Annotated in this window: 14 protein-coding genes, 1 tRNA gene, 1 other RNA gene and 1 pseudogene; 8 read left to right on the forward strand and 9 right to left on the reverse strand. The window is 72.9% G+C overall.

Annotation, left to right across the window (positions count from 1 at the left end):
• Positions 1-31 precede the first annotated feature (31 nt).
• Positions 32-126, reverse strand: an RNA gene (gene ffs / locus ACWDYF_RS07360) — signal recognition particle sRNA small type.
• Between the two features lie 73 nt (positions 127-199).
• Here ffs and ACWDYF_RS07365 point away from each other — a divergent pair.
• Positions 200-287: transfer RNA gene (locus tag ACWDYF_RS07365), tRNA-Ser, on the forward strand.
• A 153-nt stretch (positions 288-440) separates the two neighbouring features.
• The gene (locus ACWDYF_RS07370; protein WP_389462841.1) at positions 441-1433 is read left to right on the forward strand and encodes a recombination directionality factor; all 993 of its coding nucleotides are present in this window, start codon (positions 441-443) and stop codon (positions 1431-1433) included.
• A 17-nt stretch (positions 1434-1450) separates the two neighbouring features.
• On the opposite strand, the gene ACWDYF_RS07375 is transcribed toward ACWDYF_RS07370, so the two are convergent.
• The 3 genes from ACWDYF_RS07375 to ACWDYF_RS07385 form a co-directional block, all read right to left on the reverse strand.
• The gene (locus ACWDYF_RS07375; RefSeq protein ID WP_389462840.1) at positions 1451-2080 is read right to left on the reverse strand and encodes a hypothetical protein; all 630 of its coding nucleotides are present in this window, start codon (positions 2078-2080) and stop codon (positions 1451-1453) included.
• Positions 2077-2667, reverse strand: coding sequence for an RNA polymerase sigma factor (locus ACWDYF_RS07380; RefSeq protein WP_389462839.1), 591 nt, complete (start codon positions 2665-2667; stop codon positions 2077-2079). The genes ACWDYF_RS07375 and ACWDYF_RS07380 overlap by 4 nt, the downstream gene beginning before the upstream one ends.
• A gap of 111 nt (positions 2668-2778) precedes the next feature.
• Entirely contained in the window at positions 2779-3378 is a 600-nt protein-coding gene (locus tag ACWDYF_RS07385; RefSeq protein ID WP_381739043.1) for a short chain dehydrogenase, read from the reverse strand.
• 185 nt (positions 3379-3563) lie between these two features.
• Between ACWDYF_RS07385 and ACWDYF_RS07390 the strand changes: the two genes are divergently transcribed.
• Complete coding sequence (locus ACWDYF_RS07390; RefSeq protein ID WP_389462838.1) at positions 3564-4433, forward strand: LysR family transcriptional regulator; 870 nt, start codon at positions 3564-3566, stop codon at positions 4431-4433.
• 47 nt (positions 4434-4480) lie between these two features.
• Here the strand turns inward: ACWDYF_RS07390 and ACWDYF_RS07395 are convergent.
• The 3 genes and pseudogenes from ACWDYF_RS07395 to ACWDYF_RS07405 all read right to left on the reverse strand — a co-directional run.
• Positions 4481-5077: pseudogene (locus ACWDYF_RS07395) on the reverse strand (DUF2637 domain-containing protein); the annotation flags it as partial.
• Positions 5078-5665: 588 nt separating this feature from the next.
• The gene (locus tag ACWDYF_RS07400) at positions 5666-5950 is read right to left on the reverse strand and encodes a hypothetical protein (RefSeq protein ID WP_381739040.1); all 285 of its coding nucleotides are present in this window, start codon (positions 5948-5950) and stop codon (positions 5666-5668) included.
• A 124-nt stretch (positions 5951-6074) separates the two neighbouring features.
• Positions 6075-6293 carry a hypothetical protein gene (locus tag ACWDYF_RS07405; RefSeq protein ID WP_389462836.1) on the reverse strand — a complete coding sequence of 73 codons (219 nt, stop codon included), beginning with the start codon at positions 6291-6293 and terminating at the stop codon, positions 6075-6077.
• Between the two features lie 144 nt (positions 6294-6437).
• Here ACWDYF_RS07405 and ACWDYF_RS07410 point away from each other — a divergent pair, with 144 nt between their 5' ends.
• Both ACWDYF_RS07410 and ACWDYF_RS07415 read left to right on the forward strand, forming a co-directional pair.
• Positions 6438-7055: an HhH-GPD-type base excision DNA repair protein gene (locus tag ACWDYF_RS07410; protein WP_389462835.1), complete on the forward strand. Its 618-nt coding sequence runs from the start codon at positions 6438-6440 to the stop codon at positions 7053-7055.
• 191 nt (positions 7056-7246) lie between these two features.
• A complete protein-coding gene (locus ACWDYF_RS07415; protein ID WP_381739036.1) occupies positions 7247-7945 on the forward strand; it encodes an HdeD family acid-resistance protein in 699 nt (232 codons plus the stop codon).
• Positions 7946-8073: 128 nt separating this feature from the next.
• On the opposite strand, the gene ACWDYF_RS07420 is transcribed toward ACWDYF_RS07415, so the two are convergent.
• On the reverse strand, positions 8074-9705 hold the full coding sequence (locus tag ACWDYF_RS07420; protein ID WP_389462834.1) for a helicase HerA-like domain-containing protein: 1632 nt from the start codon (positions 9703-9705) through the stop codon (positions 8074-8076).
• A 116-nt stretch (positions 9706-9821) separates the two neighbouring features.
• On the opposite strand from ACWDYF_RS07420, the gene ACWDYF_RS07425 reads away from it, so the two are divergent.
• Together ACWDYF_RS07425 and ACWDYF_RS07430 are read left to right on the forward strand one after the other, a co-directional pair.
• Entirely contained in the window at positions 9822-10118 is a 297-nt protein-coding gene (locus ACWDYF_RS07425) for a type II toxin-antitoxin system VapB family antitoxin (protein WP_003986294.1), read from the forward strand.
• Positions 10119-10276: 158 nt separating this feature from the next.
• Positions 10277-10906 (forward strand): LytR C-terminal domain-containing protein, encoded by a 630-nt coding sequence (locus ACWDYF_RS07430; protein WP_018566341.1) that lies wholly within the window; start codon positions 10277-10279, stop codon positions 10904-10906.
• 228 nt (positions 10907-11134) lie between these two features.
• Here ACWDYF_RS07430 and upp read toward each other — a convergent pair whose 3' ends face one another.
• The gene (gene upp / locus ACWDYF_RS07435; RefSeq protein WP_018566340.1) at positions 11135-11770 is read right to left on the reverse strand and encodes a uracil phosphoribosyltransferase; all 636 of its coding nucleotides are present in this window, start codon (positions 11768-11770) and stop codon (positions 11135-11137) included.
• 393 nt (positions 11771-12163) lie between these two features.
• Here upp and ACWDYF_RS07440 point away from each other — a divergent pair, with 393 nt between their 5' ends.
• Entirely contained in the window at positions 12164-12379 is a 216-nt protein-coding gene (locus ACWDYF_RS07440) for a hypothetical protein (protein WP_389462833.1), read from the forward strand.
• The last annotated feature ends 306 nt before the right edge of the window (positions 12380-12685 follow it).

The raw sequence follows: 12685 nt of genomic DNA on the forward strand, positions 1-12685 counted from the left end.
ACCGGCGTGGCCCGCGGATCCGCCCACCCACGCAAGGGCCCCCCACGCACCCGCCAGAGCCGACCTACCCTTGCTGCCTTCCGGCCCTGGGGGAGTTCAGTCAGATAGCGCCGCGTGAGGGGCTGCCGAAAGACTACCCGATCCCAGGGGCCGAGAACGAGTTCGCGAGCACTCCTCCGCGTCATGTAATGTTCCCAGCGGAGGATTCGCCTAGAGGCCTAGGGCGCACGCTTGGAAAGCGTGTTGGGGGCAACCCCTCACGAGTTCGAATCTCGTATCCTCCGCCAGTGCCTCACCGGGCACGTTGTCGAAGGGCCCCCTGGAAACAGGGGGCCCTTCGACGTTGGTGGTCTCGGTTGCGGCCATCCCTCCGCCGCTTTGTCCGCTCTCCGCTCTCCGCTCTCCGCTCTCCGCTCTCCGCTCTCCGACGAGGATCACGAATGACGCAGAGCACACCCGGCCCGGTCGGTCGCTTTCACTCGGGGCGTGTGACCGAGGGGCGGCCGCAGGCTCTGGACGCCTGGCGGGTCACGACCGACGACGCGGAGGTGGCCGCCCGCGTCGCCGGTCTGCTGGGCGGTCGGTCTCAGCCGAACGAAGGGGGAGAAGCACTCGCCCACGAAGTGCTGACGAAGGCGGAGACGGTACGCGTCCTCCTGGAGGGGCCCGACGCGGTGGCGTCCCACATGGTGCTCTGGGGCAGCAAGGGGATCGTCCACCGGTGCGACGGCCTGGAGTTCCTGTCGCCGGAGGAGAAGAAGGGCCAGCCGTGCGGCTGCCCGCCGCTGCTCGCGGACAGGAAGCTGGCGGCCAGGGAAGGGCGCGGCCCGTCGCCGTCCATCAGCCTCACCTTCCGGATCGCGGCGGAACCCTCGCTCGGCGAGTTCCGCTTCATGAGCGGCTCGTGGCAGTTGGCCGTGCAGCTCGCCGACCTGACGGACGCGCTGGAGCGGGTCGACGGTCCGGCCGTCTGCGACCTCACCCTGGAACTCGTCGTCCTTACGACCAAGGCGGGGAGAGGAGTCTGCTATCGAAAGCCGGTGGTCACCGTGCTGGGCAGCCCCGGCACCGTTGCGCCCCAGTCCCCGCCCCCGGCTCAGTCCGCGCCTGCTCCGGTGCCCCCTCCGCGCCGCCGCAGGACCAGGCCGACCCCGGAGCCCGCTGTCCTCGATCCCGCTGTCCCCGAACCCACCGCCCCTGAGTCCACCGTCCCGGCCTCGCCGGAGGCGAGCCACTCGGTCAGCGTGGACGCCGCTCTGCTCCGCCGGGCCGCCGAGGTGCTCGGCACCGACGGCCCTGAGGAGACCGTCGCCGCCGCCCTGTCCGAGATCGTGGCAGGACGGCGGCGGACCGCGGAGCTCGTCCGGCTGCGCGAGCAGGTCGGGCGGATCGCCGCCATCGCGGGGCAGGCACTCCAGAGCCGGGATGCGTAGCCCGGTCACGGGCGGGGTCAGTTCGTGCCGATGTCGACCTGCGAGGTGGGGAAGCAGCTCGGAGCGGGCCTGGTCAGCATGTAGGCCATGCTGCCCACGGACTTGTGGAGGGCACTGCCCGGGGCTTCGTCGACGATCAGCAGGGTGTCGCCGTGCGGAATCGCGTCGGGGTCCAGGAGCGCGACGCGGCCGTTCTCCGGGTCCAGGGACATCGCCGCGCCGAGGTGGCCGCTGTCGACCGGGGTGACCTTGGAGTCGCAGGTGGCCGAGGGGGTCAGGACGACGGCGGGCAGGCCCGCCCGCCGCAGCGCCGACTGGAGCCCGGAGAGCCTCGTACCGACGATCTTGAGCGCGACGACCTTGTCGGGGCGGACCGTCACCGAGTAGTCGACGTTGGCGAAGGCGGGCGCGGAGCCGCCGTCCGCGGTCGGCGGAGCGACCGACGCCGCCTGCGGCGCGGCCGGACCGCTGCCCGCCTGGGTACCCAGGACGACGGCGGTGACGGCGGCGGCCAGCCCGACCGAGGTGAGCGCGATACGGCGGGTGTGGCGCGGCCGGACGGGGACCGGGGAGAAGGCGGGCAGGGCCGCGGCGCGGGCCGCCAGTTCGTCGCCGAGCCGCTGCTGGAAGTTGACGGGGACGTTCACGAGGCGGCCTCCAGAAGGGCGTTCAGGGGCGGGGTGGACGGCGGGGTCGCGTTGCGCAGGGCCTTGCGGGCCCGGTGCAGGCGCATCCGGGCGGTGGCGGTGCCGATGCCCAGGACCTGGGCGGCCTCCCGGGTGGTCAGGCCGTCGACGGCCACCAGGTCCAGCACGGCGCGCAGCGGCTCGGACAGCGCGGCGTGGTGCCCGGCCAGTTGCCGGGCGGCGCGGTCCGCGTCGATGCGCGACTCGATCGCGGCGGCGTCCTGCTCGTCCAGCAGCCGGTGGCCGGCGATCCTGGAGACGGCCTGCCGCTCCCGGGCGCTGCCGCGGAAGTGCGCGGCCAGGACGTTGCGGGCGATGCCGTACAGCCAGGCGAGGGGCGTGCCTCGCCTGGCGTCGTAGCCGTCCGCCCGTTCCAGCGCGGTCAGGAAGATGTCGGCGGTCAGGTCGGCGGCCAGATGCACGTTGTCGGTGCGCCGGGTGACGAAGCCGAGGACCGCGTCGAAGTTCTGCCGGTAGAACTCGGCGAACCCGGAGGTGTCTCGTACGGGCGGGGATACAGGTGGGGGTATCGGGTGCTCCGTGGGCACGGGCGCTCCTTGCGACGAGCGGGTCACTGCCTTACACCCCTACTTGGCTCCGGCGCCGCGAAGCGTCACATGCCCCCGCCGGTGTACGGTCGGCCCGCGCGTCCGCCGGGCTCAGTGGACGCGGTAGACGCGGCCCGTCTGGGCGCCCTCGACGGAGCGTACGTAGGCCGTGGCCACGCGGGAGACGGGGACGGCTTCCATGCCCCGGAAGAAGGGGCCGTAGGCGGGGAGGGACTCCTCGACGACGGTGGGGCTCACGGCGTTGACGCGCTGGGGGGCGATCTCGATGGCGGCGGCGCGTACGAAGGCGTCGACGGCGCCGTTCACCGCCGAGGCCGCCGCCCCGGAGGCGATCGGCTCCTCGGCGAGGATGCCGCTGACCAGGGTGAAGGAGCCGGTCGGCGCGATGTGGCGCGTGCCCTGGCGGACCAGTTCGATCTGGCTGAGCGCCTTGCCGCGGAACGTCGCCGCGAAGTCCTCGGCGGTCAGATCGGCCAGCGGTCCGAAGACCGCGTCACCCGCAGCGACCGCCACCGCGTCCAGGCGGCCGGTGCTCGCGTAGAGCCGGGCCACCGACTCGGGGTCGGTGACGTCCGCCTTCACGTCACCGCCCGAGCGGCCCACACCGATCACCTCGTGCCCGCGCTCCGCGAGTGCCCGGCGCACCGCGCCGCCCAGCGTGCCGCCCGCGCCGACCAGCAGAATCCTCACGACAAGCCACCGTCCTTCGTGTCAGAGAGATAGAGGAGAAGAGATAGAGGAGAGGGGAGAGAAGAGAGAGGGGAGAGATGAGAAGAGAGGTAGAGAGCAGGCCGTGACGTCCGGGCCTCTTCGACGCTAGAGGCCCGGGATCGGTCGCGGAAATGCCGTCTGGGCAGGGACTATGCTCCGCAGGCATGAACGATGACGTGGAGCTGCGCCATCTGCGGGCCCTGGACGCGGTGGCCGCGGCCGGCACCGTCACGGCCGCCGCCGCCCGGCTGCACATGACGCAGCCCGCCCTGTCCCGGACGATCGCCCAGCTGGAGGCGCGGGTCGGCGTCCGGCTGGTGGACCGTTCCGCCCGGCGTCTGGCGCTGACCTCGGCCGGGACGACGCTGCTCGGGCACGGGCGGGCGATCCTCGCGCACCTGGACTCCGCCCTCGCCGACACCCGTGCCGTCTCCCGGCCGCTGCGCCTCGGGTACACCTGCGCGGTGCTCGGGCAGCAGACCGTTCCGCTGCTGCGCTCCTGGCGGCGGGCCTATCCGCACGTGCCGCTCGACGTGGTCCGGCAGGACAACAGCACCGCGGGTCTGGCCACCGGCGACACCGATGTGGCGGTGCTGCGCACCGTCCCCGCCGATCCGCGCATCCGCACCGAGGCCCTCTACCAGGAGGACCGGGTCGCCGCACTGCCCGACGACCATCCCCTCGCGGACCGGGAGCAGGTGCTGCTGGCCGAACTGACCGCGGACCCTGACCTCCCGCTGGCCCTGTGGCCCGACACCGGCACCGCCTCGCCGGAACTGTGGCCGCCGGAGCGGCGTCCGGCGGCGACGGTCGAGGTGGGCAATGTGGACGAGTGGCTGAACCTGATCGCCACCGGCGCCGCGTTCGGGCTCGGCGCGGCGGGCACGGCCGAGAGCCACAGCCACCCGGGGGTGCGCTTCGTCCCGGTCTCCGACGCGCCCGCCGCCACGGTCTATCTGGCCCGCCCCGCCCATCCGACCCACCCGCGCACGGAGGAGTTCCTCGCGGCGGTCCGGGACGTGGTGAGCGCCTGAGCACGGGCAGGCCCCGGGAAAGGGTGACTGCCGGGACGCCCGGGTGCTCAGGAGGGGGAAGCCGTCGCCGGTGTGGTGCGGGCGGCGGGTGCCGGCTCGGTCTCGGCGGTGTCCGGCCGGGGGACGCGGTGCACACGGTGGCGCGGCGCCGTGCGGCGGGGCGGGCGGGTCAGCGTGATCTGGCGTACGAGCTGCTGGAAGCAGGCCAGGGAGGCCAGGCCCGGCAGGGCCGCCGCCGACATGTCGATGACCGTCCTGGGCGCCTGGATCACGCACAGGAGCATCGCGATGGACGAGAAGAGCAGCACCACGCACCACGAGTGCACGGCCCGGCGGCGGTGCAGCGCGGCGCGCAGGACGGACAGGGACGCCACGAACCAGGGCCCGTAGACCAGCAGCGGCCACCAGGAGGCGATGCCGCCGTGCATCCGGGTCACGGCCACGATCCGCAGCGGGTCGTAGGCGACCATGCCGCCGAAGAAGCTCACCGCCGAGGCGGTGACCGCCGCGAGGGCCGCGATGACATGGCTGGCGGCGCGGATGCCGCTCGGCCGCCTGCGCTGCCGCACCTTCCGGTGGCCGCGCGCGGCGTCCCGCAGGGGCGGCAGCTCCGCCGTGATCTCCTGGAGATTCTCCAACGGGGTGTTCCGGAGGGCCCCGGAGACCTGCTCCGTGCTTCCTGGGCTTCCCGCGCTCGCCGTGCTTCCTGGGCTTTCCGTGCTTTCCGCACCGACCGCACTCGTCGCACCCGCCGTGCCCGCCGCACCAGCCGCGTTCTCCGCGTGGTCCGGGATGCCCGTACGCATCGGAATTCCGTTGCCCGCCTGGGTCCCCGCCGTTTCCGGCACTCCCGTGCTTTCCGGGGCTCCCGGGAAACCCGGGCTTTCCGTTCGTACGGCGTCTCCGGCGTCCTCCGTCGCCGCCGGAAATCCGTTCGACCGGGTGCCGCCCCGCATCCACTCGCCCCACTCGCCCTCCACGGGAGTGTGCGGCGGCGTCTGGTGCTCCATCGCGTCCTGGAGCATGAAAGCCAGTTCCTCGGCCGGGTCCCACGCCGAGTCCGGGGGCACCAGAGGTCCGAGGGGGCCGGAGAAGAACGCGGAGGGGGCCCGGTGGCGACCGGTGCCGCTACGAGGGCGGGGTTCCGCGAAACCGTCCGGCTCCGCGTAGGGATAATCAGCGGAATAGCCTGAGCGCCCGCCCATACGTTCGTCATACATGCGGCGGCCCGGCTATTCGGATCGCGAGAAGACGGTCCGGCTCTCCGAGCCGACCCAGCGGCGGGCGAGATCGGCTTCGAGCGCGCTCATCGCGTCCAGGAACTCCCTCAGCAGCGACTCGGTCGCCTTCGGCGCGACCGGTGCGACCGGCGGACCGGTCCTGTTCCTCCTGGCCAGAGAGGTGTGAGCGGTGGCCGTCAGCTGCACGGGAGGGGCGGCCAGACGGGGGTCGGGACCCGACGTCACCGCATGTGTGGCACTCGCGTCCTGACGCTCGCGGCCCACGAGCAGACCCAAGTACCCTTCCCTGGATGCCTTCGTCATATCCCACCTAACGCCACCCGACTTCCCCGGATGCGCGGCAAACGGGTGAAGGAATTCCCTGATTAGACCTATATGTGCGATCGGATGGTTCATCCGCTCACCCGACGAGATGGGCGTCGGGCGACGGCCCCTCGACGGCCGGGTCGCCCTCGGGCGTCCGGGTATTGCTTTTCAGTACGGCGACCATGAGCCTGCGGCGGCGCAATTCGTCGCTGTCGACCCGCCACATTCTGCACTGGTAGGGCGGTACGAGAATGGACCCGGCGGTGCAGAGGGAAGCACACGCGATCAGCGTCCAGAGAGTGGCGTTCCACATGATTTTTCTCCGTGGGCCAGGTGGCGCGACACCGGCATAACGCACCTGGAATATGCGAAGTTACGGAACACGAATAAAAAGGACCGGCCACTCGAATTGATCACCGCCGGTGCGGGCGGCCGCGCGGCGGGCGATCATCGGGACATGAACGTCACCCTGCACCTCGCCCAGGACCCCGAAGCCGACGCCCTCCTCGGCCGCAGTCCGCTCGCCGCGCTGATCGGGATGCTGCTGGACCAGCAGATCCCGATGGAGTGGGCGTTCAAGGGACCGGAGACCATCGCCCGGCGGATGGGCACCGACGATCTGGACGCGCACGAGATCGTGGCGTTCGACCCGGAGACCTTCGGCCGGCTGCTGTCGGACAAGCCGGCCGTGCACCGCTACCCGGGCTCGATGGCCAAGCGGATCCAGCAGCTCTGCCAGTACCTCGTCGAGCACTACGACGGTGACCCCGAGGCCCTCTGGCGGGACGTGGACAGCGGGCCCGAGCTGCTGCGCCGCCTGGAGGCGCTGCCCGGCTTCGGCAAGCAGAAGGCGCAGATCTTCCTGGCGCTGCTCGGCAAGCAGCTCGGCGTCCGCCCCGAGGGGTGGCGGGCGGCCGCGGGTCCGTACGGCGAGGCGGAGTCCTTCCGGTCCGTCGCCGACATCACCGGGCCCGAGTCGCTGGCCAAGGTGCGGGCGCACAAGCAGGAGATCAAGGCGGCCGCCAAGGCCGCGAAGAGCACCGCGGAGACCACCGGGAAGACCACCGGGAAGTGACCGGCCCGGCGGACCGGCTCGGCGGACCGGGGCGTCGGACCGGGGCGGGCCATGGGCGGCAGTGCGGGCCGCGGGGGTGCAGGCTGCGGGGGTGCAGGCTGCGGGGGTGCAGGCTGCGGCGATGCGGCCCGCTGTCACCCGAACGGCCCACAGCGGTGGCGGCCCGGCCGCGGCCGGTCCAAGCATGGACCATGACCGAGCCACCGAGCGTCGGCCCCGGCGGGCCGGGAGACGACGACCGCCGCGTCCACGCGATGCGCGACCCCCGGACGACCCCGGGGGCGCCCCCTGCGTCAGAGAGCCCGGAAGGGCCCTACGAGCCCCCGTTGGAAGGGCCGCTCCACTTCCTGTCCCGGGCCGCCTGGCAGGCGGTCCTGGTGACCGGCGTGGCCGCGCTCGTCCTGGGCATCCTCGTCCTGCTCTGGCCGGGCGCCTCGCTGCTGGCCGCCGGGGTCCTCTTCGGCGTCTACCTCGTGGTCAGCGGCGTGCTCCAGCTGGTCTCCGCCTTCGGCACCCACAAGTCGACGGCCCTGCGCGTGCTGGCCTTCGCCAGCGGCGCGCTGTCGATCCTGCTGGGCCTGTTCTGCTTCCGCGGCGCCATGCAGTCGATCCTGCTGCTCGCCCTGTGGATCGGCATCGGCTGGCTGATCCGCGGGATCACGCAGACGATCGCCGCGATCCACGACCGCACGGCACCGGCCCGCGGCTGGCAGATCTTCCTCGGCGTCCTCACCTTCATCGCCGGGATCGTCCTGATCGACTCCCCGCTGGAGTCGGTCGCGGTGCTCACCCTGATCGGCGGCTGGTGGCTGATCGTGGTCGGCGTGATGGAGATCGTCACCGCCTTCCGCATCCGCGGGCACGCGCAGCAGGTGCCCCGCACCGTCTGACCACCCTCTGAGCGCTGTCCGGCGGACCGGGCGCCGAGGACATCGGCGCCCGGTCCGCCGTCGTCACCGGCACCGGCATAGGCGTACGGCGGCGTAGGCATACGACGGCGTAGGCGTACGGCTCCCGTTCAGCGCCTTCTGCGGGCCGTGCCGAAGAGGGAGCGGGTGATCTCCCGGCCGAGCTGGGTGCCCACCGACCGGGCCAGGGACCGGAAGACGCCGCTGCCCACGACCTGCTCGACGACCGAGGGCTCCGCCCCGGTGTCCCGGCCCCGGCCGCCGCCGCGCGGGCGCTCCGGTTCCCGCCCCGGGGACGGAGACGGCTGCGCGGCCCCGGTCTCCGCCGCCTGAGCCGCCCGAGCGGCCTGAGCCGCCGTCAGCTTCTCGTACGCCGACTCCCGGTCCACAGCCTGTGCATAACGTGCGTGGAGCGGGGATTCCCGTACCGCGCGGTCCAGGTCCGGGCCGGTGACCGGGCCCATCAGCGACTCGGGCGCCCGCAGCCGGGTGGCCGCCACCGGGGTCGGCGCGCCGTTCTCGCTGAGCACCGTCACCACCGCCTCCCCGATGCCGAGCCCGGTCAGGACCTCCTCCAGGTCGTACGCCGAGTCCGGGAAGGTCCGCACCGTGGCCCTCAGGGCCTTCTGGTCGTCGGGGGTGAAGGCGCGCAGCGCGTGCTGGACACGGTTGCCGAGCTGGCCGAGCACGTCGGCGGGCACGTCCTTGGGGGTCTGGGTCACGAAGAAGACGCCGACGCCCTTGGAGCGGATGAGCCGCACGGTCTGCGTGACCGACTCCAGGAACGCCTTGGAGGCGCCGTTGAACAGCAGGTGGGCCTCGTCGAAGAAGAACACCAGCTCGGGCTTGTCCACGTCGCCGACCTCCGGCAGATCGTGGAAGAGGTCGGCGAGCAGCCACATCAGGAACGTCGAGAAGAGCCGCGGCCGGTCCTGCACGGCGGGGAGTTCGAGGACGGAGACGATGCCCCGCCCGTCGTCGGCCCTGCGCAGGAACTCGCTGGTGTCGAACTCCGGCTCGCCGAAGAAGTCCGCCATGCCCTGCGCCTCGAAGGCGGTGAGGGAGCGCAGGATCACGCCCGCCGTGGCGGTCGACAGGCCCCCGATGCCGCGCAGCTCCTGCTTGCCCTCCTCAGAGGTCAGGAAGGCGACGACCGCCCTGAGGTCCTTGAGGTCGATCAGCTCCAGGCCCTTGGTGTCGGCGTAGTGGAAGATCAGGCCGAGCGACTGCTCCTGGGTCGGGTTGAGTTCGAGCACCTTGGACAGCAGGACCGGGCCGAAACTGGTGACGGTCGCGCGCACCGGTACGCCGTGGCCCATGCCGCCGAGCGCGTAGAACTCGGCGGGGAAACCGGCCGGGGCCCAGTCCTGGCCCACCTCGGCGGCGCGCGCGCCGGTCCGGTCGCCGGGCGTGCCGGGCGCCGAGATGCCGGACAGGTCGCCCTTGACGTCGGCCAGGAAGACGGGCACGCCCTGCGCCGAGAGCTGTTCGGCGACGAGTTGGAGCGTCTTGGTCTTGCCGGTGCCGGTGGCGCCCGCGACCAGGCCGTGGCGGTTGAGCATCGGCAGCGGGACCCGGATCCGGGCACCGGGCAGGCAGCGGCCGTCCCAGAGGAGGGCGCCCAGGTCGAGGGCGGGACCGGCGAAGGCGTATCCGGAGGCGATCCGCCCGGCCTCGGGCGGCATCCGGGTGTCGTCCCCCGGCGGCTTCGGCGCGCCGGGCGCCGTCTCGCTGTCGCTCATCTCAAGCCCCTGTTCAGCCCCGGTTACCGATTCGCCCGGGTTTGCCATGGCATTTCCAGCGTCGCACTGCGCTGCCGAGGCTGCGCCCGGAAGCTCCGGGCCGGTAGGCTTTCCGTGTGATCTTCAAGCGCATCGGAAACGGCCGGCCGTACCCCGACCACGGCCGGGAAAGCACCCGGCAGTGGGCGGATGTCGCGCCGCGCCCGGTCCGCCTCGATCAGCTCGTGACGACCAAGCAGCAGCTCGACCTGGAGACCCTCCTGGCGGAGGACTCGACCTTCTACGGCGACCTCTTCGCGCACGTCGTGAAGTGGCAGGGCGACCTGTATCTGGAGGACGGACTGCACCGCGCGGTGCGGGCGGCGCTCCAGCAGCGCCAGGTCCTGCACGCGCGCGTGCTCGAACTGGGCTGACCCCGGACCGGCTCCGCATCGGCGCCCGGGCCCGGACGGGCCTCCGGCATCGGTTTGGACCTTTCGGGTTCTCCTGGGCGATATCGAATGATCATCTGGTAGGAATCGTCGCCCCGGCGCACTACGCTGCGCCCATGAGCATGCTGACTCCCCCCGGCATGGGCGGGAAGTACCGGATCACCGGGAACAAGTACCCGCGGATGCGCCGGCCCCGGCGGCACGGCAAGCTCGTGTCCGCGGTCGCCGCCTCCGTCGTCGTGCTCGGAGTGGCCGGCTGGGGCACGTTGCAGCTCATCGACGTCTTCACGGGCGGCGGCGACAAGGCGGCCGCGGCCGGCGGCGGGACGCACTGCGCGACCGGCGCGGCGGCCCGGACGGGCCCCTCCCCGGCGGCCACGGCCCACGCGCTGCCCAAGCCGGGCGGGATCACCGTCAACGTCCTCAACGCCACCCCGCGCGGCGGACTGGCCAAGCAGACGGCGGACGAGCTGAAGAAGCGCGGCTTCCGCATCGGCAAGGTGGGCAACGCGCCCAAGGAGTACGACAAGAAGGTCAAGGGCGCCGGGATGCTGCTCGGCGCCGCACCGGCCCTCGACGGCTCGCTGCCGGTGCTCGGCACCCAGCTCCCGGGGGCCGAGAGCCGTACCGACACGCGCAAGGGCGCCGACGTCGACCTGATCATCGGCGACGCGTTCAAGCAACTGGCGCCGCAGCAGGCCGCCGAGAAGGCACTGACCGCCCTGGCCGCGCCCCGGCCGACGCCCGGCGCCTCGCAGAAGAGCTGCTGAGGCCGGGAGCCGCCACCGCGGGCTCGCCGAACCCGGCCGCCCGGCGGAACCCGCCCGGCCGCCCGGCCGACCAGGACGACACACGACGACGTCGTCCGGTCGGCGGTCGGAGGGATCGATCGTCTTCGACCGGGGGGCCTTCGACCCGAGGTGCCTTCGACCCGAGTTTCCTTCTGCCGGAGGTTCCTTCGGCCGGAGGGCGGGACCGGCGGGACCGGCAGCGGGGTCCTACTCGGCCGCCCCGTACATCCGGTCGCCCGCGTCGCCCAGGCCCGGGATGATGTAGCCCTGCTCGTTCAGGTGTTCGTCGACCGACGCCGTCACGACGGTCACCGGGGTGCCCGCGAGGTCGCGTTCCATGACCGCGACGCCCTCGGGGGCGGCCAGCAGCACCACCGCGGTCACATCGTCGGCGCCCCGCTTGATCAGCTCCTGGATCGCGGCGACCAGCGTGCCGCCGGTGGCGAGCATCGGGTCGAGGACGTACACCTGACGGCCGGAGAGGTCCTCCGGCATCCGGGTGGCGTACGTCGACGCCTGGAGCGTCTCCTCGTTGCGGATCATGCCGAGGAAGCCCACCTCGGCGGTGGGCAGCAGCCGCACCATGCCGTCCAGCATGCCGAGTCCGGCGCGCAGGATCGGCACCACCAGCGGGCGCGGGTGGGAGAGCTTGACGCCGGTGGTCCGCGCGACCGGCGTGGCGATGTCGACCTGCTCGGTCCGCACGTCCCGGGTCGCCTCGTAGGCGAGCAGGGTGACGAGCTCGTCGGCCAGCCGGCGGAAGGTCGCGGAGTCGGTGCGCCTATCGCGCAGCGTGGTGAGCTTGTGGGCGACCAGGGGGTGGTCGACGACGTGGAGACGCATGTGCCAACAGTAACCGGGCGCTCCGCGCGCCCGCCCGCCCGCCACCGTCCTGGCACCGGGGGCGGGCGCACCCGCCCCCTCCGGCACCGTCGTGGCATCAAACCCGCCGTCCGGGGGAAAGTGGGAGGGACGGAACTGGGGTGGTGACCGATGGCTGACCGGCAGACCCGCAAGCGACCGTCGCCGGGCGAGCGGCCCGAAGCGGCGGCGGAGCGGCCGAGGAGCGCGGCCACGGCGGCGGTACGCCGCAGGAGCACGCGCCGGGAGCCGGACCCCGCGGACCCGGACGGCACCACACCCACCGGCGGACCGACAGGCGGACCGACGAGCGGACCGACTGGCCGACCGGGCACGGGCCCGATCACCAGCCCTCTCACCGCCAGCCGCGCCACCATGACCACCGGCACCAGCACCGGCACCGGCACCAGCGCCGACAGCGGCACCGACACCGCCCCGGGCGCCGACACGGAGGCCGAGCGTCGCCGCCGCCGGGCCCAGTTCCTGCGCGACCTCGCCGAGGCCCGCGAGCTGCGCGACCGCGTCCAGCCCCGGCGGGCCAAGGCCGCCCGGCTGCGGCACGCGATGCGGATGCGCACGTTCCGCTGGTAGCGCGCGAGCGGCGGGCGCCCGCCCACCGGTCCGCGGACGCTCCGGGGAAGCCCCGGGGAAGTACGGGCGAAGCCCTGGGGAAGCCGGGGCGAGACGGAAACCCGGGCCGACGTTCCGGGGCGGACCTTCGTGACTGCCGGGCAATGCCGCGTACGATCCGCAGGTGGCGGCAACGAGTGCGCTGGTGAGTCCTTTACCGACGAGCCGCAAAAGAGCCGGACACAGGGAGCCGAAGACGTCCCCTGATCGCCTTGTTTCTGCCACGATTCCGAGTGGGTGGGGCTCGGAGCCCAGCTTCTTCCCGCC

The organism is Streptomyces sp. NPDC003284 (assembly GCF_053589675.1).